Raw genomic sequence first — 25902 nt, forward strand, 5'->3', positions numbered from 1 at the left:
GCAGTTCCGGGGCAGGGCCGCCGAGGGCGGTCGGAGCCCTTGCAGGTGAGCCGGGGTGCGCGGCTTCGGGACCGTCGCGAGTGGCAGCACGCACGGTGTCGGGGTCGTTGTCAGTGGCGGGGTGCACGATGGGGGGCATGACCGGCTCTGCGCTCGATTCGTTCTCACCCGCGACCCGCGGCTGGTTCGCGGGTGCCTTCAGCGCGCCCACCGCCGCGCAGGAGGGCGCCTGGCGCGCGATCGGCGAGGGTTCGGACGTGCTGGTCGTCGCACCGACCGGCTCCGGCAAGACCCTCGCCGCGTTTCTCGCCGCGCTGGACGCCCTGGCGTCCGTCCCGCCGCCCGCCGAGGCGAAGAAGCGCTGCCGAGTGCTGTACGTGTCGCCGCTCAAGGCGCTCGCGGTCGATGTGGAGCGCAACCTCCGCTCACCGCTGACCGGCATCCGCCAGGAGTCGGTGCGGCTGGGGCTGCCCGAGCCCGAGGTCCGGGTGGGGATCCGCTCCGGCGACACCCCGCCCGCCGAGCGCCGCTCGATGGCGACCCGGCCGCCGGACATCCTGATCACCACGCCCGAATCACTGTTCCTGATGCTGACCTCGTCCGCCCGGGAGGCGCTGTCCGGCGTCGAGACGGTGATCCTCGACGAGGTGCACGCCGTGGCGGGCACGAAGCGCGGCGCCCATCTCGCCGTGTCGCTGGAGCGTCTGGACGAGCTGCTGCCGCGTCCCGCACGGCGGATCGGCCTGTCGGCGACGGTCCGTCCGGTCGACGAGGTGGCCCGCTTCCTCTCGCCCCGGGGCAAGGTGGAGATCGTCCAGCCGCCGTCCACCAAGCGGTTCGACCTGTCGGTGGTCGTCCCGGTCGAGGATCTGGGCGAGCTCGGCGGCTCCCCCGCCACCGACCCCGACCAGGCGGGCCAGGCGGACAAGCCGTCGATCTGGCCCCACGTCGAGGAGCGGATCGTCGACCTGGTCCAGCAGCATCGCTCCACCATCGTCTTCGCCAATTCCCGTCGCCTCGCCGAGCGGCTGTGCAACCGGCTCAACGAGATCGCCTACGAGCGGCTCACCGGCGAGACGATCGCCGAGTCCCACTCCCCCGCCGAGATCATGGCCGAGTCCGGTGCGGCGAAGGGCGCCCCGGCGCTGCTCGCCCGCGCCCACCACGGCTCGGTCTCCAAGGAACAGCGCGCCCAGGTCGAGGAGGACCTCAAGGCGGGCCGGCTGCCGGCCGTCGTCGCCACCTCCAGCCTGGAGCTGGGCATCGACATGGGGGCGGTCGACCTGGTGATCCAGGTGGAGTCGCCGCCCTCGGTCGCCTCCGGCCTGCAGCGGGTCGGCCGGGCCGGACACCAGGTCGGTGCGGTCTCCACCGGAGTGGTCTTCCCCAAGTACCGGGGCGATCTGGTGCAGGCGGCCGTGGTCACCGAGCGGATGCGCGAGGGCTCCATCGAGGCGCTCCGGGTCCCGTCCAACCCGCTGGACGTGCTGGCCCAGCAGCTGGTGGCCATGGTCGCCCTGGACAGCTGGCAGGTGGACGATCTGCTGGCGGCGGTCCGCCGCGCCGCGCCCTTCGCCTCGCTGCCCGAGTCCGCGTTCACCGCCGTGCTGGACATGCTCGCCGGCCGCTACCCCTCCGACGCCTTCGCCGAGCTGCGCCCCCGCGTGGTCTGGGACCGGGTGGCCGGTACGGTCACCGGCCGCCCCGGCGCACAGCGGCTCGCCGTCACCTCCGGGGGAACGATCCCCGACCGGGGGCTCTTCGGCGTCTTCCTCGCGGGCGCCGACCCGAAGAAGGGCGGCGGCCGGGTCGGTGAGCTCGACGAGGAGATGGTGTACGAGTCCCGGGTCGGCGATGTCTTCACGCTCGGCACCACGTCCTGGCGGATCGAGGACATCACCCGTGACCGGGTCCTGGTGTCGCCCGCCCCCGGCGTTCCCGGCCGGCTGCCGTTCTGGAAGGGCGACCAGCTGGGCCGCCCACTGGAGCTGGGGCGTGCGCTGGGGGCGTTCCTCCGCGAGATCGGCGGACTGTCGCAGGAGGACGCCCGGGAGCGTCTGCTCGCCGCCGGTCTCGACACCTGGGCCGCCGACAACACCCTGTCGTACATCGACGAACAGCGCCGCGCCTGCGGCCACGTGCCGGACGACCGGACCATCCTCGTCGAGCGGTTCCGTGACGAGCTGGGTGACTGGCGCGTCGTGGTCCACTCCCCGTTCGGCGCGCAGGTGCACGCGCCGTGGGCGCTGGCGCTGAGCGCCCGCCTCGCCGAGCGGTACGGCATGGACGCCCAGGTGATGCACGCCGACGACGGCATCGTGCTCCGGCTGCCGGATGCCGACCTGATGGGCCTGGACCTCCTGGACTTCAACCCCGCGCAGGACCTGGCGCAGGATCTGACGCCGGATCTGGCACCGGGCCTGGCGCAGGACCTGGCGCGCAGTCCGGGCCGGGCTCCGGCACCGCTGCCGGGCCTCTCGTACGACAGCGACCAACCGCCCGTAGGCGCGGCGGACGTGACGTTCGAACAGGGCGAGATCGGCCAGATCGTCACCGACCAGGTCGGCGGTTCGGCGCTGTTCGCCTCCCGGTTCCGTGAGTGCGCGGCCCGCGCCCTGCTGCTGCCGCGCCGCAGCCCCGGCAAACGCACCCCGCTGTGGCAGCAGCGCCAGCGCGCCGCGCAACTCCTCCAGGTCGCATCGGAGTTCGGCTCCTTCCCCATCGTCCTGGAAGCGGTCCGCGAATGCCTCCAGGACGTCTTCGACGTCCCCGGCCTCACGGAGCTCATGGGCGACCTCGAAGCACGCCGGGTCCGGCTGGTCGAGGTGACCACCCCCGAGCCCTCGCCCTTCGCCCGCTCGCTCCTGTTCGGCTACGTCGCCCAGTTCCTGTACGAGGGCGACTCGCCCCTCGCGGAGCGGCGGGCCGCCGCCCTCTCCCTCGACTCCCATCTGCTGGCGGAGCTCCTCGGCCAGGCGGAGCTGCGCGAGCTGCTCGACGCGGATGTCCTGACCGAGCTGGAGCAGGAGCTCCAGTGGCTGACCGAGGACCGCCGGATCAAGGACGTCGAAGGCGTCGCCGACCTCCTCCGGGTCCTCGGTCCGCTCACCGACGAGGAGTTGGCAGCACGCGGCGCCGACCCGTCCTGGGCTCCGGAGCTGTCCTCGGCCCGCCGGGCCATCCGGGTCCGGATCGGCGGGGCCGTCCACTGGGCGGCGATCGAGGACGCGGGCCGCCTGCGGGACGCACTGGGCACCGCCCTCCCGGTCGGCGTCCCCGAGGCGTTCACCGAACCGGTGAAGGACCCGCTCGGCGATCTCCTCGGCCGGTACGCCCGTACGCACGGCCCGTTCACCTCCACCGCGGCCGCCAACCGCTTCGGCCTCGGCACCGCCGTCACCGACGGGGCGCTGCAACGGCTCTCCGCGTCCGGCCGGATCGTCCAGGGCGAGTTCCATCCCGCCGGTATCGGCCAGGAATGGTGCGACGCCACCGTGCTGCGCCGGTTGCGCCGCCGCTCGCTCGCCGCGCTCCGCCACGAACTGGAACCGGTCCCGCCCGCCGCCCTCGCCGGCTTCCTGCCTCAGTGGCAGCATCTGGGCAGCAACAGCCTGCGCGGAATCGACGGACTGGCCCGCGCCATCGAGCAGTTGCAGGGCGCCCCCGTCCCGGCGTCGGCACTGGAGAAGCTGATCCTGCCGGGCCGGGTCACGGGCTACACCCCCGCGATGCTCGACGAGCTGACCACCACCGGCGAGGTCGTCTGGGCCGGCGCGGGTGCCCTGCCCGGCAAGGACGGCTGGCTGTCCCTCTACCTCGCCGACAGCGCACCCCTGCTCCTCCCGCCCCCGCACCCGCTGGAGCTCAGCGCGTTGCACGAATCCGTCCTGACCGCACTGAGCGGCGGATACGGACTGTTCTTCCGGCAGATCGCCGATCAGGTCCGCGCCACCACCCATCCGGACTGCACCGATCCGCAACTCGCCGACGCCATCTGGGAGCTGGCCTGGTCGGGCCGGCTCACCAATGACACGCTCGCCCCGCTGCGCTCGCTGCTCGGCTCCGGCCGCACGGCGGGGTCGACCGCCCACCGCGCCAGACGCAATGTCCCGCGCGGGCGTTACGGCTCGCTCACCTCCGCCGCCCGGCCCGTTTCCCGCACCGGCCCGCCCACCGTCTCGGGCCGCTGGTCCCTGCTGCCCGCCACCGAACCCGACCCCACGCACCGTGCTCACGCCCTGGCCCGCACCCTCCTCGACCGCCACGGGGTGGTGACCCGGGGCGCGGTCCAGGCCGAGGGCGTCGAAGGCGGCTTCTCCGCGACGTACCGCATCCTGTCCGCCTTCGAGGACAACGGGCAGGCCCGGCGCGGCTATGTCGTCGAGGGCCTGGGGGCGGCGCAGTTCGCGATGGACGGCGCGGTGGACCGGCTGCGTGCCACGTCCACCGCCCGCGACCGTACGGAGCCGGGGGCCGCGCCCCATGCCCTGGTCCTCGCCGCGGCGGACCCGGCCAACGCGTACGGCGCCGCTCTGCCCTGGCCCGAGCCGCCGGACGGCGCCGGGCACAAGCCCGGCCGCAAGGCGGGCGCCCTGGTGGTGCTGGTCGACGGAGAGCTCGCGATGTACATGGAGCGTGGCGGCAAGACACTGCTGGCCTGGCCCACCGACCCGGACGACCCGGCGCTCCTCGCGGCGGCCGGGGCGCTGGCGGCGGCCGCCCGCGCGGGCGCACTCGGCACGGTCACGGTGGAGCGCACCAATGGCGCACCGTCCCTGACCTCCCCGCTCGGCCGCACATTGGAGGCGGCCGGCTTCCTGGCCACCCCGAGGGGGCTCCGCCTGCGCGCCTGAACCGCCTGCGCGCCTGAAACAACGGCACGCCCCGCTCCTGGCCCACCGCATCGCCGGCGCCGTCGCGGCACCCCGCACACACACCCGTATCGCCGCACCCGTACCCGACCCCGTATCGCCACACACCGCGCACACCCCCGTACGCGGCACCCCACACACGCCCGCACGGCGCTCCCCGCCCCGCATCATGGAGGCATGCCCGAAGGAGACACCGTCCTGCAGACCGCCGTACGTCTGCACACCGCACTCGCAGGTCGGACCCTCACCCGCTCCGACCTGCGCGTCCCTCGATTCGCCACCGCCGACCTCACCGGCCGGACGGTCCTGGACGTCATCTCGCGCGGCAAGCATCTCCTCACCCGCGTCGAGGGCGGCCTCACCCTGCACAGCCACCTCCGGATGGACGGCGCCTGGCGCGTCTACGCCCCGGGCGAGCGCTGGCGCGGTGGCCCCGCCCATCAGATCCGCGCGATCCTCGCCAACACGGAGCACACCGCGGTCGGCTACCGGCTGCCCGTCCTCGAACTGCTCCGCACCCGGGACGAGGCGAAGGCGGTCGGCCACCTCGGCCCCGATCTGCTGGGCCCCGACTGGGACCCCGAGACCGCTCTGCGCAATCTGCTCGCCGACCCCGGCCGCCCGCTCGGTGAAGCCCTGCTGGACCAGCGCAACCTGGCCGGAATCGGCAACATCTACAAGGCCGAGCTCTGCTTCCTGGCCCGCGCCACCCCCTGGCTCGCCGTCGGTGACCTCCCCGCCCCCACCGCCGCCCGCCTGGTCACCACGGCCAAGCAGCTCCTCGAAGCCAATCGCGACCGCCCGATGCGCACGACCACGACCACGCGCGCCCCACGCGGCCCCGGCCCCGGCCCGAAGGAACGGCTCTGGGTCTACGGCAGGGCCGACCGCCCCTGTCTGCGCTGCGGCACCCCCATCCGCACCGCGGACCAGGACGCCCGCCCCGCCTACTGGTGCCCGCACTGCCAGTCGGGCCCCACCAGCTGAGGGCCGCCCACTGGTTGACGCTCCGTCAGTTCCAGTCGTACCGTCCGGTCATGCCCCTCACCGCGTACGACCTCACGGGCCGCTCCGCGTTCGTCACCGGCGCGGCAGGCGGCATCGGCCGGGCCAGCGCCGTCCTGCTCGCGGCCGCGGGCGCCACGGTGCACTGCGCGGATCTCGACGAGAAGGGCCTGCTGGAAACCCGGGACCTGATCAACGAAGCGGGTGGCACATCCCACATCCAGGTCCTCGATGTCACCGACCGCAGTCGGGTCGGGGCCGCGGTGGCAGCGGCGGGCGACCTGGACATCCTGGCGGCCGTCGCCGGAATCATGCATTCGAGCAGCGTCCTTGAGACCTCGGACGAGGACCTCGACCGCGTCCTCGCGGTCAATTTCAAGGGCGTGCTGTACGCGTGCCAAGAGGTGGCCCGCGGCATGATCGCGCGCGGCGCCCCCGGCTCACTGATCACCATGGCCTCGGGAGCGGTCGACTCCTCGGGCCCGGGACTGTTCTGCTACAGCGCGGCCAAGGCGGCGGTCGTCCAGCTCACGAAGACACTGGCGACCGAACTGGGGCCGCACGCGATCCGCGTCAACGCCGTCGCCCCGGGCTGGATCCGTACGCCCATGACCGCCCGCCACGACGCGGACCGGCAGCAACGGGTGGAGACGACGATGGCCCGGATCTCCCCGCTGGGACGGGTGGGCGAACCGGAGGACGTCGCCCACACCGTGCTCCATCTCGCTTCCGACGCGTCGGCCTTCATGACCGGCCAGATCCTCCGCCCGAACGGCGGCGTAGCCATGCCCTGGTGACCCGTCGAACCCGCTCCGCACCCTGCACCCCAGCAGCCGACCAACGGCTCGCGCTCCGCACGCCGGCAGCGAGCCACCAGCCCGCCCACCGCACGCCGAGGGCCGCCCACCGGGCAGCACCCGCTTCCGCGCCCCCGCCGTCCGCCGCCATGCTCCTTCGGCCCGCACCCGTCGATCCGGCGGTCGCGGCCACATGCACGGGCAGCAGACTCAGACCCCATCCACCCGCCGCCACCGCACCCTCGACAAGTCCCGCATGGGCCGGTTCCAGCACGAGCCGCAGCACGGCCCACCACCACACCCCGCCGAGAACGAGCGCCGGCACCCATCGCCGTACCATGGCTGCCTCCTCCGGCCGAACCTAGTGCGGCGCACTCACCCGGCGCGAGAGCGCATCGGCGCACCACCAGCGCGCGGCGTGCAGCCGCAGACCGTTGCACGCTCTTGCCCAGAACTCCAGGGCGTGCTGCGCCGGATCGGGCCCGCCGCGGCCGGAGACTCTCCGGTACGTGACCGGAGCGCACGACCCCGCCGTACTGCGGGCGACCTCACCGCACCGGATCCCACCGGCCGGCGGCCCGCTCCCCGCAGTCTCGCCCGGCAGCGCCCGGACCGCATCCAGAACGAGAGGCACCTCGGCACCACTGAGCCCCCACCGATTCGAGTGGGGGCCCGGCGGACGCGGTCAGTGCTCGTCGCGGCGCAGCGAGTCCTTCATGCCCTTAGCGCGCTTCTCGGCGTCGCTCATGGCGTCCTTGGTCCGGCCCTTGGCCTGGTCCATCTTGCCTTCGGCCTCCTTGCGACGGTCGCCGGTCATCTTGCCCATGGCTTCCTTCGCCTTGCCCTTCATCTTGTCCTTGGCGCCTTCGTCAACCATTGCGACTCCTTCGGGTACGGGGATGTTCTCTCTGCCCGTTCGACTTCACCCACGATTACACAAACGAAACAAATCGGTCACTTGAGAACCGTCCGAGCCACCCGCCCGAGCACACCCCGAGCCATCCACGCCGAGCGCAGCCCGAACACGCCCCAAGCCCACCCCAAGCCCGCCACGAGCACGGCCTGAGCGCCTGAACCCGCCCCGAGCATGCAGAAGCCCCGGCCGCCCCCTCAAGGGGACGACCGGGGCTCCGCAACACACCGCTTCACACCGGACCGCGCGGGTCAGGCGGCGACGACATCCACCGCTTCCGCGGGCGCCTTGATGGTCACCCGTCCCGTCGGCACACCTGCCACCGACGTCACGGAGACGGAGTTGAGCATTGGCCGGACCGGCACAGGCACCGGATCGCTGGCTGCTGCCGACTCGGCCAGTTCGGCCAGCGACAGCTCATCGCTCACTTCACGCATGAGCTCGGACATCCGTACGTCAAGCGCGTCGCAAATGGCGGAGAGCAGTTCGGAGGATGCCTCCTTCTGCCCCCGCTCCACCTCGGAGAGATAGCCGAGCGAGACTCGGGCGGACGAGGAGACTTCGCGCAGAGTACGGCCTTGGCGCTGGCGCTGCCGACGCAGCACGTCACCAAGCAGGCGACGGAGCAGAATCATCGGTGGCTCCCTCCTCGGACCGCGTAGCCGCATCCTTCACGCCCCACCGTACCGCCTCGCGCCGCGGCCGTGCGGGGAGCGATGTCGTGTTCACTCAGGGCTGCAAACATCAATTCCCCCCGTTCTGTTCCGTATCCTGTGCCCTTGCATTCTTGCCGAGTTCGGCGGAGAGCAGCTCGAGCACGCTCCGTACGCTCTCTTTACGGATGTCCGCCCGTCCGCCGTTCAACCTCAGCTCGGCCATATTCTGCACGCCGCCCGGCCCGGCCACCGCGACATAGACCGTCCCCACGGCCTTGCCGTCCTGCGGATCGGGGCCCGCGACCCCCGTGGTGGCCATGCCCCAGTCCGCCCCGAGGACGCGGCGCACACCGGCTGCCATCTGCCGCGCCACCTCCGGGTCGACCGCACCGCGCTCCGTCAGCAGGCCCCCGTCCACACCCAGGACATCCCGCTTCAGGGGCGTCGCGTACGCCGTCACGGAGCCCCGGAAGGAGCGCGAGGCCCCCGGCACCGAGGTGAGCTCCGCCGCGACCAGACCGCCGGTCAGCGACTCCGCGACGGCAAGGGTCTCACCACGCTCCACGAGCAGCTCCAGCACCCTGGCCGCGGCAGTCACCGCTCGGCCTCCGCCGAATCACGGCTTCCCGTGGCCTCCTGGACCTGCCCCGCCGCCGCGGCGGCCCGCTCGGCGGCGAGCCCCTTGCGACGCAGCACCACGGCCTGACGCACGTAGTCGAGCCCTGTGACCACCGTCAGCACGACGGCCACCGCCATCACCCAGAAGCGCAGGGTTGCAAGTGGACCGGTGAGCGCCAGGACGTACATCCCGACGGCCGTCCCCTGCGCCAGGGTCTTCATCTTCCCGCCGCGACTGGCCGGAATCACCGCATGCCGTATCACCCAGAAGCGCATCAGCGTGATGCCGAGCTCGCGGAAGAGGATCACGCCCGTGACCCACCAGGGCAGATCACCGAGGTACGAGAGACAGACCAGCGCAGCGCCCATGATCGCCTTGTCCGCGATCGGGTCGGCGATCTTCCCGAAGTCGGTGACCAGGTTGTACGTGCGCGCCAGATGACCGTCGAACAGGTCGGTGATCATGGCGATGGCGAAGGCCGCCCAGGCGAACGAACGCCAGACCGGGTCGTACCCGCCGTTGTGCAGCAGCAGCAGCACGAAGCCGGGCACCAGCACCAGCCGCAGCATGGTGAGCAGATTGGCGATGTTCCACAGGCTGGCCTGATTGACGGCCGCAGTGCCCAGCTTGCCGCCGCGGACCGGCTTCGCGCCGGAGCCGCCTGCCGCGGATGCCGGGGCTCCCGTCATCTGGCTGCCTCCACGAGTCCGGAACACTCGGCCACCAGATCCACTCCTTCGGTGCCCACGACCTTTGCCTCGACCATAAGGCCGGGTACGAGGCCGTCGCGTGCCGTGAAGAGCACCTGGCCGTCCGTTTCGGGTGCCTGGTGCGCCGCGCGGCCCACCGCACCGTCTTCGTCGTCCACGGACTCGACGAGCACCTGGAGCGACTCGCCCAGGCGCTCCTCGGCACGCTGCGAGGTCAGCTCCTCGGCCAGCTGCGAGATGTGCGCGAGTCGCTCGGCGATGACGTCGGCGTCCAGCTTGTTCTCGTAGCCGACGGCCTCGGTGCCCTCCTCGTCGGAGTAGCCGAAGACGCCGATGGCGTCGAGCCGGGCACCGGTGAGGAAGCGTTCCAGCTCCGCCAGGTCGGCCTCGGTCTCGCCGGGGAAGCCGACGATGAAGTTGGAACGGGCACCGGCCTGCGGCGCCTTGCTCCGGATGGTGTCCAGCAGCTCAAGGAACCGGTCGGTGTCGCCGAAGCGGCGCATCGCCCGCAGCACACCGGGGGCCGAGTGCTGGAAGGAGAGATCGAAGTAGGGCGCGACCTTCGGCGTCGAGGTCAGCACGTCGATCAGGCCGGGCCGCATCTCGGCCGGCTGGAGGTAGCTGACCCGGATCCGCTCGATGCCCTCGATGTCGGCGAGCTCCGGCAGCAGCGTCTCCAGCAGCCGGATGTCGCCGAGGTCCTTGCCGTACGAGGTGTTGTTCTCGGAGACGAGCATGACCTCCTTGACGCCCTGCTCGGCCAGCCAGCGGGTCTCCTGCAGCACGTCCGAGGGGCGCCGCGAGATGAAGGAGCCGCGGAAGGACGGAATGGCACAGAAGGAGCAACGGCGGTCGCAGCCGGAGGCGAGCTTCACCGAGGCGACGGGGCTGGTGCCCAGCCGCCGGCGCAGGGGCGCGCGCGGCCCGGAGACCGGGGCGACGCCGTCGGGGAGGTCCTCGGGGGCGGGGGCCGGTGCGGCCTCCTGTGCGTGACCGGGCAGGGCCACGGCCGCGTCCTGCCGCTCGGCCGGACTGATCGGCAGCAGCTTGCGGCGGTCGCGCGGGGTGTGCGAGGCGTGGATGCCGCCGTTGAGGATGGTCTGGAGGCGGTCGGAGATGTCGGCGTAGTCGTCGAAGCCGAGGACGCCGTCCGCCTCGGGCAGGGCCTCGGCGAGGTCCTTGCCGTAGCGCTCGGCCATGCAGCCGACGGCGACCACCGCCTGGGTCCGGCCGTGGTCCTTCAGATCATTGGCTTCGAGCAGGGCGTCGACGGAGTCCTTCTTGGCGGCCTCGACGAATCCACAGGTGTTGACTACGGCGACATCCGCGTCGGAGGCGTCCTGGACGAGCTCCCAGCCGTCCGCTGCCAAGCGGCCTGCAAGCTCCTCCGAGTCCACCTCGTTACGGGCGCAGCCAAGAGTGACAAGGGCGACGGTACGGCGTTCGGGCATGGGCTCAAGACTACTTTGTCCCTGCACTCGCCCTGCCGCGCAGGGTTCCACCGTTACACCGAGTAACAAATGCGGCGAGCGCCCGGCTTGTCTGCCGGGCGCTCGCCGTGTCGTCGATGCCGCCTGAGGGAACTGTGCGTACCGGGGTCAGCCGACCGCCGGGTCGCCCTTGGTGTACGAGAGCCGCTCGACCTGGCCGGGCTGGAACTGGTCCTCGACCTTCTTGCCGTTGACGAAGAGCTCGATCGAGCCCGCGTCACCGAGGACGAGGTCGACCCGTTCCTGGTCCTGGAAGGTCTTGGTCTGGCCCTGGAGCAGCAGACCGTCGAAGAGCAGCCGCCCGTTGTGGTCCTTGGCGGAGATCCAGCTCTTGCCCTGGTTGGCGTTGAGCCGGACGGTCACCTTGTCCCTGGGTGCCGCGGCGATGGCGCTGTCCGAAGGCGCCGGCTTGGGGTCGACGGACTTGCCGGTCTTCGGTGCGGGGCTCTTCTTGTGGGGTGCGGGACCCTCCGCGACCTGGGTGGCCGCGGGACCGTCGTCGCCGCCCTTGAGGAAGGTGAAACCGACGAAACCGACCACGGCGACGATCGCCGCGACCATGGCCGCCGTCCAGTTGGGCCGACGGGGTTCGGAACGGATTCTCTCGGCCTCGAACAGCGGCGCCGCGGGGGTGGGAGCGGGACGGCCGCCGTGTTCCGCGTCGTACTGCGAAACCAGCGGTTCCGGATCGAGTTCGACGGCACGCGCGAGCGTACGGATATGGCCGCGCGCGTACACGTCGCCGCCGCAGCGGGAGAAGTCGTCCTCTTCGATCGCGTGCACGATGGGGATGCGCACCCGGGTGGACGAGCTGACCTCTTCGACCGTGAGACCTGCGGCGATGCGAGCCTGCTGGAGCACTCGACCGATCGAAGGCCGGTCGTCTTCGGGGGAGTTGCCGATGGACACGGGGGCGCCTTTCGAGCGTGAGCCACCTGCTGGGTGTTCAGTCTAGGGGGGGTACGAAAGGGTGGGGCAACCGGGAGGAAGGACTTTGTCCTCCATCGGACTCGAATCACTGTCCGATTCGCCGGACCGCCCCGGGAAGGACAATTCTGCCGCCCCTCCCTCCAAGTTGACGTACGACCCGACGAAACGGTTGCCCGTAACACCCTTACGAACCGGTTTCCCCGCGGATCAGAGCCAACACCCCGTCCAGCTCGTCGGGTTTCACCATGACATCGCGCGCCTTCGACCCCTCGCTGGGTCCGACGATGTGCCTCGACTCCATCAGGTCCATCAGCCGGCCCGCCTTCGCGAAGCCGACCCGCAGCTTGCGCTGAAGCATCGAGGTGGACCCGAACTGCGTGGAGACGACCAGTTCGGCGGCCTGGCAGAGCAGGTCCAGGTCGTCGCCGATGTCCTCGTCGATCTCCTTCTTCTTGGCGGTGCCGACCACCACGTCCTCGCGGAAGACCGGCGCCATCTGATCCTTGCAGTGCTGGACGACGGCCGCGACCTCGTCCTCGGTGACAAAGGCGCCCTGCATTCGGGTCGGCTTGTTCGCGCCCATCGGCAGGAACAGACCGTCACCCTTTCCGATGAGCTTCTCGGCGCCGGGCTGGTCGAGGATGACCCGGCTGTCGGCCAGCGACGAGGTCGCGAAGGCGAGCCGGGAGGGCACGTTCGCCTTGATCAGACCGGTGACGACGTCGACCGAGGGCCGCTGGGTCGCGAGCACCAGGTGGATACCGGCGGCGCGGGCCAGCTGGGTGATCCGGACGATGGCGTCCTCCACGTCGCGCGGAGCGACCATCATCAGGTCGGCGAGCTCGTCGACGATCACCAGCAGATACGGGTAGGGCGAGAGCTCGCGCTCGCTGCCCTCCGGCGGCTTGACCTTGCCGTTGCGGACGGCCTGGTTGAAGTCGTCGATGTGCCGGTAGCCGAACGCCGCGAGGTCGTCGTACCGCAGGTCCATCTCCCGCACGACCCACTGGAGCGCCTCGGCGGCGCGCTTCGGGTTGGTGATGATCGGCGTGATCAGGTGCGGGATGCCCTCGTACGCCGTGAGCTCGACGCGCTTGGGGTCGACCAGCACCATGCGGACGTCGTCCGGGGTCGCCCGCACCATGACCGAGGTGATCAGGCAGTTGATGCACGACGACTTGCCGGAACCCGTCGCACCGGCCACCAGCACGTGCGGCATCTTCGCCAGGTTGGCCATCACATAGCCGCCCTCGACGTCCTTGCCGAGCGCGACCAGCATCGGGTGGTCGTCCTCGGCGGCGTCCGCGAGGCGCAGTACGTCGCCGAGGTTGACCATCTCCCGGTCGGTGTTGGGGATCTCGATGCCGACCGCCGACTTGCCCGGGATCGGGGAGATGATCCGGACGTCGGGGCTGGCGACGGCGTAGGCGATGTTCTTGGCGAGCGCGGTGATCCGCTCGACCTTCACCGCCGGGCCGAGCTCCACCTCGTACCGCGTGACCGTCGGTCCGCGGGTGAAGCCGGTGACGGCGGCGTCGACCTTGAACTCGGTGAAGACGTTGGTCAGCGCGGCGACGATCGCGTCGTTGGCGGCGCTGCGGGTCTTGCCGGGCCCACCGCGCTCCAGCAGGTCGAGCGAGGGCAGCGAGTAGGTGATGTCGCCGGAGAGCTGGAGCTGTTCGGCACGGGCCGGCAGCGGCTGGGACTGCGAGTCGGGCACCGGCTTCGTCAGATCGGGTACGCCGCCCGTGGGGGCCGGCGGCTTCCCTCCTCCGGAGGAGGATTCGGCCTCCCTGGCACCCGGCACCGGTGTGCCCTGGCGTTCGCGCTCGACGGAGACGCCCTGCGTGAGGTCGGCGACGATCGGCGAGGGCGGCATGCCGTTGAGCACAGCCCCGTCGAGGGCCGCGGCCGCGGCGGCCGCCACGTCCACCGCGTCCATGGTGCGGTTCATCGCGGGCTGCACGGAGGGCCTGCGCGGCCGGCGGCGCTTGGAGAACGCTTCGGCCTCGGCCTGCTCCGGGTCGTACTCGTCGGGTACTTCGGAGCGGCGTGCCGGGGAGCGCCGGGAGCGGGCGGGAAGCTGCTCGCGCCACTGCTCCTCGTAGCGCTCGTCGTCGTTCTCCTCGTCCGCCTCGGGGTCGTACTCCGGGTGGAGGAGACCCAGCTTGGTGCCGAGCAGCCGGAGCCGTTGCGGAATGGCGTTCACCGGGGTGGCGGTGACGACCAGCAGCCCGAAGACGGTCAGCAGCAACAGCAGCGGTACGGCGAGGACCTCGCCCATCGCGTAGATCAGCGGCTTGGAGGCGGCCCAGCCGATGAGCCCGCCCGCGTTCTGCATCGCCGTGGTGCCGTCCTCCCGGCCGGGCGATCCGCAGGCGATGTGGACCTGTCCGAGCACCCCGATGACGAGGGCGGAGAGCCCGATGACGATCCGGCCGTTGGCCTCGGGCTTCTCCGGGTAGCGGATCAGCCGTACGGCGATGGCGCCGAGCAGTATCGGCACGAGCAGATCGAGCCGACCGAAGGCCCCGGTGACGAGCATCTCCACGAGGTCGCCGACGGGACCGCGCAGATTCGACCAGGTGCCCGCGGCGACGACCAGAGCGAGGCCGAGCAGCAGCAGCGCGACGCCGTCCTTGCGGTGTGCGGGGTCGAGTCCCTTGGCGCCGCGCCCTATGCCGCGGAAGGCGGCTCCGACGGCGTGGGCCGCACCGAGCCACACGGCGCGCGCCAGGCGGTACACACCACCGGTGGGCGACGGGGCGGGCTTGGGCGGGGCCGCCTTCTTCGCCGCCGCCTTCTTGGCGGGTGCCTTCTTGGCGGGCGCGGTCTTCTTGGCGGGCGCGGTCTTCTTGGCGGCGGTCTTCTTCGCGGGCGCGGCTTTCGGCGCGGCTTTCCTGGCCGGCCCCGCGGTACCGCCGACGCGCTTCGCGGTGCCCGCCGTGCCCTGGGAACCCTTGCCGGACGTACGTGAGGCCATGGTGCCGAGGTTACCGTTGTCGGCGCCTGTGAACACGTGCGACTGCTGCTTCACCCGACCGTGTCGCTGTGCGGGGGCCGCAAACTGACGCGGCCTCACTGCCGGACACCCCGATTCCGCGCGCCGACCGGCGGACCGGAGGGGCCAGTTGGGCCGATCCCCGGACAACCGCCCGCCCCCGGCCCGAAGTCACACCGCCGGACCCGCCGCGAACCCAGCCCTCCCCCGGCGCGGGACGCGGCTGATACGGCGTTACGAGGTAGCGACGGATGCGGCGTTACGAAGTAAGGGTGGCCGGGCCGGTGCCGGTGCCGGGCTCCAGGGCGTCGAGCGCCCGGCGCAGCCCCGTCAGCTTGCGCTCCAGATGGGCGGCGGTGGCCACCGCCGCGGCGTCCGCCGACTCGTCGTCGAGCTGCTTGGAGAGCGCCTCCGCCTGCTCCTCGACGGCTGCCAGCCGCGCCGACAGCTCGGCGAGCAGCCCGGCGGGCTCCTTCTCGTGGTCCGCGCCGCCCGAATCGCCCTCCAGCTGGAGCCGCAGCAGCGCCGCCTGCTCGCGCAGCTTGCAGTTCTTCATGTACAGCTCGACGAAGACCGAGACCTTGGCGCGGAGCACCCACGGGTCGAAGGGCTTCGAGATGTAGTCCACCGCGCCTGCCGCGTAACCCCGGAAGGTGTGATGCGGGCCGTGGTTGATCGCGGTGAGAAAGATGATCGGGATGTCCCGGGTCCGTTCCCGCCGCTTGATGTGCGCGGCGGTTTCGAAACCGTCCATGCCCGGCATCTGGACGTCCAGCAGAATGACCGCGAAGTCGTCCGTGAGCAGCGCTTTGAGCGCTTCCTCCCCTGACGATGCCCGGACCAGTGTCTGATCGAGCGCAGAGAGGATGGCCTCCAGCGCCAGCAGATTCTCCGGCCGGTCATCGACCAGGAGGATCTTGGCCTTCTGCACCATGGCCCGTCCTCCTCGCCCCGGAATTGCACCGGGCGCCGCCCCAGGGGACGACTCCCTTACGCCGTCCGTCCTTGTGCCGGTCATGGTAGCCGCACCCCGCCCGTCGCCACACCCTGTCACCGCGATGTCACTGTGCACACAGCAGAAACGCGGTGGGGGACGAGAAGGTTCCCCGTATTCCGCCCCCTCACACCCCTGCGCGCACAGTTGATCAGCAACCCGTCCGGATTCCCTCGTTAAATGATCACTCTCCGCGCATCCACTGCTCCATTACGGAAAGGAGATGATCAGGATCGACAGGCTTGGTGACATAGTCGGAAGCACCGGATTCGATCGCCTTCTCCCGGTCGCCCTTCATCGCCTTCGCGGTCAACGCGACGATCGGCAGCCCGGCGAACTGCGGCATCCGTCGGATCGCCGCCGTCGTGGCATAGCCGTCCATCTCCGGCATCATGATGTCCATCAGTACGACCGTCACATCGTCGTGCTGTTCCAGGACTTCGATGCCGACGCGTCCGTTCTCCGCGTACAGCACCGCAAGCCCGTGCTGCTCCAGCACGCTGGTGAGCGCGAAGACGTTACGGATGTCGTCGTCGACGATGAGCACCTTCTCGCCACGGAACCGGAACGTTCTGCGGACCTCGGGTTCCTCCTGCCCGGCGAGCGCCCACGGCTCCTGCGGAGCGGCCGGCGCGGCGCTCCGGGGCGGCAGCGCGAGCCGCCGCTCCGTGCTCCCCAGGCTCTTGCGGCGACGCCGCATCAGGCCGGCCGCGCCGCCCGGATCCGGTGCCTCGGCCGCCGGGCCGGCACCCGGACCGGCCTCCGGCAGCAGCCCTTCCTCGGCCACCGCGCCGTGCCCCTCGATGGGACCGGGCCCGATCTGCGGGTACCCCTGCGGCGGCAACTCGCTCGGGTGCAGCGGCAGATACAGCGTGAAGGTCGAGCCACGGCCCGGCTCACTGGCCGCGTGGATCTCGCCGCCCAGCAGCCGGGCGATCTCCCGGCTGATGGACAGCCCGAGCCCCGTGCCGCCGTACTTGCGACTGGTCGTACCGTCCGCCTGCTTGAACGCCTCGAAGATCACCAGCATCTTGCTGGCGGCGATCCCGATACCGGTGTCGGTGACCGAGAACGCGATCAGGTCGGCATCCGCCTCACGCAGCGAGCCGGCCTCCAGGAGCTGCTCCCGGATGGCGTTCGGCACATCCTCGTTGGCATGCCGGATCACCAGCTCGACCGCCCCGCTGTCGGTGAACTTCACCGCGTTGGAGAGGAGATTGCGCAGCACCTGCAGGAGCCGCTGCTCGTCCGTGTGCAGGGTCGCGGGCAGTTCCGGCGATACCCGTACGGAGAAGTCGAGCCCCTTCTCCGCGGTGAGCGGGCGGAACGTCGCCTCCACGTAGTCCACCAGCTGAACCAGTGCGATCCGGGTCGGGCTGACGTCCATCTTGCCCGCCTCGACCTTCGTCAGATCGAGAATGTCATTGATCAGCTGGAGCAGATCGGAACCGGCCCCGTGGATCGTCTCGGCGAATTCCACCTGCTTCGGCGAGAGATTGCCCTCGGCATTGTCCGCGAGCAGCTTGGCCAGAATGAGCAGCGAGTTGAGCGGCGTACGCAGCTCGTGCGACATGTTCGCCAGGAATTCGGACTTGTAGCGCATCGAGACCGCGAGCTGCTCGGCGCGCTCCTCCAGGACCTGCCGGGCCTCTTCGATCTCGGTGTTCTTGACCTCGATGTCGCGGTTCTGCTGGGCCAGCAGTTCGGCCTTCTCCTCCAGTTCCGCGTTGGATGCCTGGAGCGCCTTCTGCCGGTTCTCCAACTCCTGTGAACGGTCCCGCAATTGCTCGGCCAGCTCCTGCGACTGTTCGAGCAGCTTCTCGGTCTTCGTATTGACGCTGATGGTGTTGACGCTCGTCGCGATCATTTCGGCGAGCTGGTTGAGGAAGTCCCGCTGGATGTGGGTGAACGGCTGGAACGACGCCAGCTCGATCACGCCGAGGACCTTCCCCTCGAAAAGCACCGGCAGCACGATCACATGCGCGGGAGGTGCCTCGCCAAGCCCGGAGGAGATCTTCAGATAGCCCGGCGGAACGTTGTCCACCTGGATGGTCCGCTTCTCCTCGGCCGCCGTACCGATGAGCGTCTCGCCCGGCCGGAAGGACGTCGGCATCGAACCGGCCGAGTATCCGTAGCTGCCCCTCATGCAGAGTTCGTACGAGTTGTCCTTGTCGCTGTCCGAGCCCACCGCGGCGGTGTCCCCGGTAGGCATGGCCAGGAAGAAGGCACCGTGCTGCGCGGAGACGACCGGGGTCAGCTCGCTCATGATCAGCGAGGCCACGTCGTCCAGGTCGCGGCGCCCCTGCATCAGACCGGAGATCCGGGCGAGGTTGCCCTTGAGCCAGTCCTGTTCCTTGTTGGTCGCCGTGGTGTCGCGCAGGTTGGCGATCATCGTGTTGATGTTGTCCTGCAGGGCCTGGATCTCGCCGGCCGCGTCCACATCGATCTTCAGATTGAGATCACCGCGGGTCACCGCGGTGGCGACGGCCGCGATGGCCCGCACCTGGCGGGTGAGGTTGCCGGCCATCTCGTTCACCGACTCGGTGAGGTCGCGCCAGGTGCCGTCGACGTCCCGGACCCGGGCCTGACCGCCCAGCTGCCCCTCCGTGCCCACCTCGCGGGCCACCCGGGTCACCTGTTCGGCGAACGAGGACAACTGGTCGACCATCGTGTTGATGGTGTTCTTCAGCTGCTGGATCTCACCGCGCGCATCGATGTCGATCTTCTTGGTGAGGTCGCCCTTGGCGATGGCGGTGGTGACCGCCGCGATCTGGCGCACCTGACCGGTCAGGTTGGACGCCATCGAGTTCACCGATTCGGTGAGGTCCTTCCACGTACCCGAGACGCCCGGCACCCGCGCCTGGCCGCCGAGTTCGCCCTCCGTGCCCACCTCGCGGGCGACCCGCGTCACCTCGTCGGCGAACGAGGACAGCGTCGTCACCATCGTGTTGACGGTGTCCGCGAGCTCGGCGACCTCGCCGCGCGCCTCGACGGTGACCTTCTTCCTCAGGTCGCCGTTGGCGACCGCCGAGGAGACCCGGGAGATGTTCCGCACCTGACTGGTCAGGTTGTTGGCCATCAGATTGACGTTGTCGCTGAGGTCCTTCCAGATGCCGGTGGCCCCCGGCACCCGGGCCTGACCGCCGAGGATGCCCTCGGTGCCCACCTCGCGGGCGACCCGCGTCACCTCGTCGGCGAAGTTGAGCAGCTGGTCGACCATGGTGTTGACGGTCGTGACCAGTTCGAGGATCTCGCCCTTGGCATCGACGGTGATCTTCTTGGAGAGATCGCCGTTGGCGACCGCGGTGGTGACCTCGGCGATGTTGCGGACCTGCAGGGTCAGGTTGTTCGCCATGCCGTTGACGGACTGGGTGAGGTCCTTCCACGTACCGGACACCCCCTGCACCTCGGCCTGGCCGCCGAGGATGCCCTCCGTACCCACCTCACGGGCGACCCTGGTCACCTGCTCGGCGAAGTTCGAGAGCTGGTCGACCATCGTGTTGATGGTGTTCTTCAGCTCAAGGATCTCGCCCCGGGCATCCACATCGATCTTCTGCGACAGGTCACCGCGCGCCACCGCCGTGGCGACCTGCGCGATGTTACGGACCTGAGCGGTCAGGTTGCCCGCCATACCGTTCACCGAGTCGGTCAGATCACGCCACACACCGGCCACACCGGGTACCTGCGCCTGCCCGCCGAGCCGCCCGTCGGTACCGACCTCGCGGGCCACCCGGGTCACCTGATCCGCGAAGGCGGAGAGCTGGTCGACCATCGTGTTGATGGTGTTCTTCAGCTCCAGGATCTCGCCCCGGGCATCCACATCGATCTTCTGCGACAGGTCACCGCGCGCCACCGCCGTGGTCACCTGGGCGATCTGGCGGACCTGCGAAGTCAGGTTCCCGGCCATGAAGTTGACGGAGTCGGTGAGCTCCTTCCAGGTACCGGAGACGCCGTCCACCCGGGCCTGGCCGCCGAGGCGGCCCTCCGTGCCCACGTCCCGCGCCATCCGCGTCACCTGGTCGGCGAAGTTCGAGAGCTGCGCCACCATCGTGTTGACGGTGTTCTTCAGCTCCAGCATCTCGCCCGCGACATCCACGGTGACCTTCTGCGTCATGTCACCGTTGGCCACCGCGGTCGTCACCTGCGCGATGTCCCGCACCTGCCCCGTGAGGTTGCGGAACGCGGCGTTCACCGAGTCGGTGAGGTCCTTCCAGGTCCCCGCCGCCCCCGGCACCTCGGCCTGACCGCCGAGGCGGCCCTCCACACCGACCTCCCGGGCCACCCGGGTCACTTCCGAACCGAAGGCCTGGAGCTGGTCCACCATCGTGTTGACGGTGTTCTTGAGCTCCAGCATCTCGCCCGCGACATCCACGGTGACCTTCTGCGTCATGTCACCGTTGGCCACCGCCTTGGTCACCTGCGCGATGTCCCGCACCTGCGTAGTCAGGTTCCGGAAGACCGTGTTCACCGAGTCGGTGAGGTCCTTCCACGTCCCCGCCGCCCCGGGCACCTTCGCCTGACCGCCGAGCAGACCCTCGCCACCGACCTCGCTGGCCACCCGGGTCACTTCGTCCGCGAAGAGGCGCAGCGTGTCGGTCATCTGGTTGATGGTCTCGGCCAGTTGCGCGACCTCGCCGCGGGCACTCACCGTGACCTTCTGGGACAGGTCGCCGTTGGCGACCGCCGTCGTCACCTCGGCGATCCCGCGCACCTGGGAGGTGAGGTTCCCGGCCATCGTGTTGACGGAGTCGGTGAGGTCCTTCCACACACCCGCCACACCCGGCACAGTCGCCTGACCGCCGAGCTCGCCCTCCGTACCCACCTCACGGGCGACCCGGGTCACCTCGGAGGAGAACGACGACAGCTGGTCGACCATCGTGTTGACGGTGTTCTTCAGCTGGAGCATCTCACCGGCCACATGGACGGTGACCTTCCGCGACAGATCGCCCTTGGCGACCGCCGTGGTCACCAGGGCGATGTCGCGCACCTGCGCGGTCAGCCGGTACGCCATGGTGTTCACGGAGTCCGTGAGGTCCTTCCAGGACCCGGACATCCCGCGCACCTGGGCCTGTCCGCCCAGCTTGCCCTCGGTACCCACCTCGACCGCGACCCGCGTCACCTGCTCGGTGAACGCCGACAGCTGGTCGACGAGACTGTTGACCGTACGGGCGACCTTCAGGAACTCGCCGCGCAGCGGCCGTACCGTCTCGTCGGACGTGTGCGAACGCAGTTCCATCCGCTGTTCGAGATCACCGTCGGCCACCGCCGACAGCACCCGCCCGACCTCCGAGACCGGGCGGGCCAGATCGTCGACCAGCTCGTTGGAGGCGTCGATCGCGGCGGCCCAGGAGCCCTCGCAGGCGCCCGTCTCCAGCCGCTCGGTGAGCTTCCCCTCGCGTCCGACCACCCGCCGCACCCGGGCCAGCTCACCGGTGAGATGCAGATTGCGGTCGGCGACCTCGTTGAAGACCGCCGCGATCTCCGCCATCACGTCGTCACCCGAGACGGTCAGACGCCTGCGGAAATTCCCGTCGCGCATCGCCACGAGGCCCGCCAACAGTCTGTTGAGCGCCGCCGCGTCGACGTCGATGGTTCCATTGCGCTGTTTCTTCACGGACTGTCCGCCTTTTGTGCGCGTGCTTCTGCCCCGCGCCGCCACGCCAGACTCCACCGTGTCCCTCCCGCAGGGGTTGACCGTATCGCTCGGGCCTTATCTGGGAGCTTGCCCAGTTCTTCTTGGCTCACCGCCACAGACCACCGTCGACGGGTGACCATGGGGACGTCAAATCGTTGAAACGTACCAGGCCGGAAGCAGCCGGAGTGCCACCTCCAACGGTTGTCCCACATCCCTCCGTTGAGAAGGCCACACTTGTCCGGTCACAGGCCGGTTCCTGCTCGCTCCTGTCCGAAGTCGCCCCTCGTGTACCCGGCACGCAGACCGAGCGTCTAGCCTGGCAGGCGAATCGAAGCGGCGAGAAACGGGCACAGGACTCGGGGAAGCGACGAGACACCACATGGGGAGTTCTGTGATCACCGCGCGCGCGGCCGCCACCTTCGACCCGGTCGGGCGCTCCGTCGCGACCGCCCGCGCCTTCGTCCGCGACACCCTTCAGGGGTGGGGCTACACGGATGTCGTCGACGACGCGGTCGTCCTCACCAGCGAGCTGGTGACCAACGCCGTGGTCCACGCGGGCACCGCCGCCGACGTCCTGTGCCTTCGCACGGAGGACGGCGTCCGGATCGAGGTCTCCGACCACTATCCGGAACGCGAGGTCCCGCTCCAGAGCGCGGGCCCGGACTTCGGCAGCCCGGACCGCGAGAACGGCCGCGGACTGCTGCTCTGCGCGGCACTCGCCACCCGCTGGGGCGTCGAGTACTCGCCCACCCGCAAACATGTCTGGTTCCAGCTCGATCTCCCCGAACGCCCGGTGGGCATCCGCTCGGCGGGCCCGCTGCTCCCCGTGGGGCTGCTCCCCGTCGCCGACGAGCGCGTCAGGGTGGCGGTCGTCCAGATCGACAGCACCGGCTCCATCGCGGCCTGGAACGAGGACGCCTCGTTCCTCTTCGGCCACGCCACGGATCAGGTCACCGGAAAGCAGCTCACCGACTTCACCGCCTGGCCCCAGACCCCCGGCACCAACACGGGCATCGTCGACGCGCTCCAGCTCTCGCGCTGGGAGGGCAGCTACGGAGTCCGCGGCGCCGACGGCCGGACCATCCCCGTCTACGCCTCGCACCTACGGGTCCGCGACACCCACGGCGAGCCCTCGACCGTCTGTCTCCTCGTCCGCGACTACGAACGCGCGGTGCTCCAGTCACCGGCCCGCGCACCGGTCTCCGACACCAACGCCGAGAGCGGCAAGACCGACCCGTTCGAGATCTTCATCGGCTCCCCCGCCCCCGACGACCTCGACGGCCTGCTCCAGCGCACGGTGGAGCGGGCCCGCGACATGCTCGATGCCGACGCGGCCTTCCTGCTGCTGGCGACGGACGACGAAACGGAACTGGAGGTACGGGCCACCACCGGCCTGCCCTCCGCCCGCCAGCGTTTCGCCCGGGTCCCGGTGGAAGCCGGAACCGGACGGTACGGATCCGCCCGGATGCCCGCCGTCCACGAGGACCTCGACCACGTCCCGGGCGCCGTCCCGCTGCTGGGCGGCACCGGGATGCGTTCCGTCGTCACCGTCCCGCTGAAGGTCGAAGGGCGGCTCACGGGCTCGCTGGGTGTCGCCGCCGAAGCGGCCGGCCGCTACTCGAACGAGGAGGCCCTGCGCCTTCAGTTCGCCGCGGACCGGATCGCGCTCGCGGTCGAATCGGCCCGCCTGGGCGAGCTGGAGCGCCTCCGCCGCGGTTCCCTCTCCTTCCTCGTCGAGGCCTCCGACCTGCTCGCCGGCACTCTCGACCGGGACCAGACCCTGGCGCTGATGGCGCAGATGACGGTCCCGACCCTGGCCACCTGGTGCGCCGTGTACACGATTGCCGACCAGTCCTCCGAGCCGTACCTCTCGTACGTCCTGCACGAGGACGAGGAACGCATCGACGGCCTCAAGGCCCTGCTCTCCAAGATCGCGCCGCCGGACCCGGTACCCACCCCCGGCGCCCGGGTCTGGTCCGCCCCGTCCGAGGCCGCCCACCAGGCAGCCCTGCGCAGTTCGATGCGGACTCTCGGCCTCGGTGAGACCGGCAGGCTCGTCGAACCGGGCAGGCTCGGCTCCGGCATCCGTACGACGCTCGCCACCGCGGCCGCCGTGGGCGGGGAGACGGTGGTCCTGCCACTCGTGGCCCGCAACCGCGTCATCGGCATGCTCACGCTCGGGAAGCCCTCCGACGACCACTTCCGCCAGGAGATCCTGGAACTGGCCGAGGACCTCTCCCGCCGCGCCGCCCTGGCCCTCGACAACGCGCGCCTCTACTCGGAGCGCATGGCGATCAGCCAGTCCTTGCAGCGCAGCCTCCTGCCTCCGGGGCTGCCCGAGGTCCCCAATGTCGAGATCGAGGTCATCTACCGCGCGGCCGGCGAGGGCAACGAGGTCGGCGGCGACTTCTACGACGTCTTCCCGATCCGCGACGGCGCCTACGGCTTCGCCATCGGCGACGTATGCGGTACGGGCCCGGAGGCCGCCGCGGTCACGGGCCTCGCCCGTCACGCCCTGCGCCTCCTCGCCCGCGAGGGCTTCGGCGGCCCCGCCGTCCTGGAGCGTCTCAACGCCGCCATCCTGGACGAGGGCGCCCGCAGCCGCTTCCTGACCCTCCTGTACGGCGAGCTGTGGCCCCAGGAGGACGGCAGCGCCCTCCTGAAGGTGGTCTGCGCGGGGCACCCGCTGCCGTTGCGCCTGCGTCAGGACGGATCGGTCGAAGCAGCGGCCGAGCCCCAGCCCCTGCTGGGCGTCCTCGAGGACCTCGAACTGTACGAGCAGACGGTCACCCTCGCCCCGGGCGATGTCCTGCTGTGCGTCACCGACGGCGTCACGGAACGCCGGGAGGGCACCAGGATGCTCGGCGACGACGGTCTGGCGGACGTCCTGGCGACCTGCACCGGCCTCACCGCGGGTGCGGTGGCGGCTCGCATCCTGCGAGCAGTGGAACGCTTCGCCGCCGAGCCGGCCTCGGACGACATGGCCATCCTCGCCATGCGCGTCCCGGAACCACCCACCGCCTAGTACGCCACCGCCCTTGCGGCCTGCGGCCGAGCACCTGCCATTCTCGTCTGCCATGGACGACGACTGGTATCTGCGAGCGGGCAGTGGAGCGCGGTTCGACTGGGGGCCCACGGGTGCCGAACAGCTCTCGTCGGCGGTCGCGTGTCCGGTGGTGGTCGACGTGCTGTCGTTCACCACGTCGGTGACCGTGGCCGTGGAGTCCGGTACCCAGGTCTTCCCGTATGCCTGGCGTGACGCGACGGCATCGGGCTTCGCCGACCGTATGGACGCACAACTGGCCGTGGGGCGACGCACGGCCGGCTCGGCATCCCCTTGGGCGTTGTCGTCGGCGGCCCTGAGAGAAGCGCCTTTCACTCCACGTCTGGTCCTGCCTTCCCCCAACGGCTCGGTGATCTCCGCCGCGGCCGGTGGGTCGGTGGTCGTTGCGGGCCGAGGCGGCCACAGCGGACGCGTGCTTCGATGCAACACCGGATGTCACTGCCGCGGTGACAGCCGGCGCATCCGGGCAGGAGCTCATCTCAGGGGGCTTCCCCGACGACGTAGGCATCGCAACGGAGTTGGACGCCTTCGATGTCGTACCGGTCGTCACCAACGAGGGCACTGCAGCCGGATAACTCCCGCACCAACAGGAAAGGCCCCCGCCAGCTGGCGGGGGCCTTTCCGTTCTTCGGAGCCCCAATGCGGAATCGAACCGCAGACCTTCTCCTTACCATGGAGACGCTCTACCGACTGAGCTATTGGGGCGTGCTGCGCTGTGCAACGAGATAAAGCATACCCTGAACTCGGGGATGCTCAAAACCACTGGTCACAGACGACTCTGACGGGCTCTCACCGCACCCTGTACCGCACACCCGCCCGCACTCCCGCGGCGATGGCGGGACCTGACGGGACGGAAGCCGGGCCGGCCGCGCCCGCCGCCATCGAATCGGCCGTCGTAGAACGCAGAAAAGCCCCGTGTCCACAAGGACACGGGGCTTTCCCGTAAAAGGAGTTCGGCGGCGTCCTACTCTCCCACAGGGTCCCCCCTGCAGTACCATCGGCGCTGAAAGGCTTAGCTTCCGGGTTCGGAATGTAACCGGGCGTTTCCCTAACGCAATGACCACCGAAACACTATGAAATAAACAACACCGGAACAACACGGCCGTTCGTTATTTCAGAACTAACACAGTGGACGCGAGCAACTGAGGACAAGCCCTCGGCCTATTAGTACCAGTCAGCTCCACCCGTTACCGGGCTTCCACATCTGGCCTATCAAC

At 70.3% G+C, this 25902-nt stretch carries 14 protein-coding genes, 1 tRNA gene and 2 rRNA genes; 5 read left to right on the forward strand and 12 right to left on the reverse strand.

Annotation, left to right across the window (positions count from 1 at the left end):
• Positions 1-137 precede the first annotated feature (137 nt).
• The 3 genes from ACFYY7_RS07760 to ACFYY7_RS07770 all read left to right on the forward strand — a co-directional run bounded on the left by ACFYY7_RS07760 (position 138) and on the right by ACFYY7_RS07770 (position 6673).
• Complete coding sequence (locus tag ACFYY7_RS07760; protein WP_388658336.1) at positions 138-4853, forward strand: DEAD/DEAH box helicase; 4716 nt, start codon at positions 138-140, stop codon at positions 4851-4853.
• Between the two features lie 195 nt (positions 4854-5048).
• Positions 5049-5858, forward strand: coding sequence for a DNA-formamidopyrimidine glycosylase family protein (locus ACFYY7_RS07765; protein WP_388658338.1), 810 nt, complete (start codon positions 5049-5051; stop codon positions 5856-5858).
• Between the two features lie 50 nt (positions 5859-5908).
• Complete coding sequence (locus ACFYY7_RS07770) at positions 5909-6673, forward strand: SDR family NAD(P)-dependent oxidoreductase (RefSeq protein ID WP_351263308.1); 765 nt, start codon at positions 5909-5911, stop codon at positions 6671-6673.
• 685 nt (positions 6674-7358) lie between these two features.
• Here ACFYY7_RS07770 and ACFYY7_RS07775 read toward each other — a convergent pair.
• The 9 genes from ACFYY7_RS07775 to ACFYY7_RS07815 all read right to left on the reverse strand — a co-directional run bounded on the left by ACFYY7_RS07775 (position 7359) and on the right by ACFYY7_RS07815 (position 21600).
• On the reverse strand, positions 7359-7550 hold the full coding sequence (locus ACFYY7_RS07775; protein ID WP_356088015.1) for a CsbD family protein: 192 nt from the start codon (positions 7548-7550) through the stop codon (positions 7359-7361).
• A 287-nt stretch (positions 7551-7837) separates the two neighbouring features.
• The gene (locus ACFYY7_RS07780; RefSeq protein WP_018105285.1) at positions 7838-8221 is read right to left on the reverse strand and encodes a helix-turn-helix domain-containing protein; all 384 of its coding nucleotides are present in this window, start codon (positions 8219-8221) and stop codon (positions 7838-7840) included.
• Positions 8222-8330: 109 nt separating this feature from the next.
• The gene (locus tag ACFYY7_RS07785; RefSeq protein WP_266729340.1) at positions 8331-8840 is read right to left on the reverse strand and encodes a CinA family protein; all 510 of its coding nucleotides are present in this window, start codon (positions 8838-8840) and stop codon (positions 8331-8333) included.
• Positions 8837-9550, reverse strand: a complete 714-nt coding sequence (pgsA, locus tag ACFYY7_RS07790) for a CDP-diacylglycerol--glycerol-3-phosphate 3-phosphatidyltransferase (protein ID WP_388658342.1) — start codon at positions 9548-9550, stop codon at positions 8837-8839. The genes ACFYY7_RS07785 and pgsA overlap by 4 nt, the downstream gene beginning before the upstream one ends.
• Positions 9547-11022 (reverse strand): 30S ribosomal protein S12 methylthiotransferase RimO, encoded by a 1476-nt coding sequence (gene rimO, locus ACFYY7_RS07795; protein WP_388658345.1) that lies wholly within the window; start codon positions 11020-11022, stop codon positions 9547-9549. The genes pgsA and rimO overlap by 4 nt, the downstream gene beginning before the upstream one ends.
• 147 nt (positions 11023-11169) lie before the next feature.
• Positions 11170-11970 (reverse strand): helix-turn-helix domain-containing protein, encoded by an 801-nt coding sequence (locus ACFYY7_RS07800; protein WP_388658348.1) that lies wholly within the window; start codon positions 11968-11970, stop codon positions 11170-11172.
• 205 nt (positions 11971-12175) lie between these two features.
• Positions 12176-14974: a DNA translocase FtsK gene (locus tag ACFYY7_RS07805; RefSeq protein WP_388658351.1), complete on the reverse strand. Its 2799-nt coding sequence runs from the start codon at positions 14972-14974 to the stop codon at positions 12176-12178.
• 277 nt (positions 14975-15251) lie between these two features.
• Complete coding sequence (locus ACFYY7_RS07810; RefSeq protein ID WP_266729345.1) at positions 15252-15926, reverse strand: two-component system response regulator; 675 nt, start codon at positions 15924-15926, stop codon at positions 15252-15254.
• 244 nt (positions 15927-16170) lie between these two features.
• Positions 16171-21600, reverse strand: a complete 5430-nt coding sequence (locus tag ACFYY7_RS07815; RefSeq protein ID WP_388658354.1) for a HAMP domain-containing protein — start codon at positions 21598-21600, stop codon at positions 16171-16173.
• A 412-nt stretch (positions 21601-22012) separates the two neighbouring features.
• On the opposite strand from ACFYY7_RS07815, the gene ACFYY7_RS07820 reads away from it, so the two are divergent.
• Both ACFYY7_RS07820 and ACFYY7_RS07825 read left to right on the forward strand, forming a co-directional pair.
• The gene (locus ACFYY7_RS07820) at positions 22013-24646 is read left to right on the forward strand and encodes a SpoIIE family protein phosphatase (protein ID WP_388658432.1); all 2634 of its coding nucleotides are present in this window, start codon (positions 22013-22015) and stop codon (positions 24644-24646) included.
• A gap of 485 nt (positions 24647-25131) precedes the next feature.
• The gene (locus tag ACFYY7_RS07825) at positions 25132-25260 is read left to right on the forward strand and encodes a hypothetical protein (protein ID WP_388658357.1); all 129 of its coding nucleotides are present in this window, start codon (positions 25132-25134) and stop codon (positions 25258-25260) included.
• Positions 25261-25317: 57 nt separating this feature from the next.
• On the opposite strand, the gene ACFYY7_RS07830 is transcribed toward ACFYY7_RS07825, so the two are convergent.
• The 3 genes from ACFYY7_RS07830 to ACFYY7_RS07840 all read right to left on the reverse strand — a co-directional run.
• A tRNA-Thr gene (locus ACFYY7_RS07830) sits at positions 25318-25390 on the reverse strand.
• 246 nt (positions 25391-25636) lie between these two features.
• Positions 25637-25753 (reverse strand): 5S ribosomal RNA (rrf, locus tag ACFYY7_RS07835).
• Positions 25754-25829: 76 nt separating this feature from the next.
• Positions 25830-25902, reverse strand: a 23S ribosomal RNA gene (locus ACFYY7_RS07840); the annotation flags it as partial.

Origin of the sequence: Streptomyces sp. NPDC001933, assembly GCF_042890955.1 — a bacterium.
Classification (GTDB): domain Bacteria; phylum Actinomycetota; class Actinomycetes; order Streptomycetales; family Streptomycetaceae; genus Streptomyces.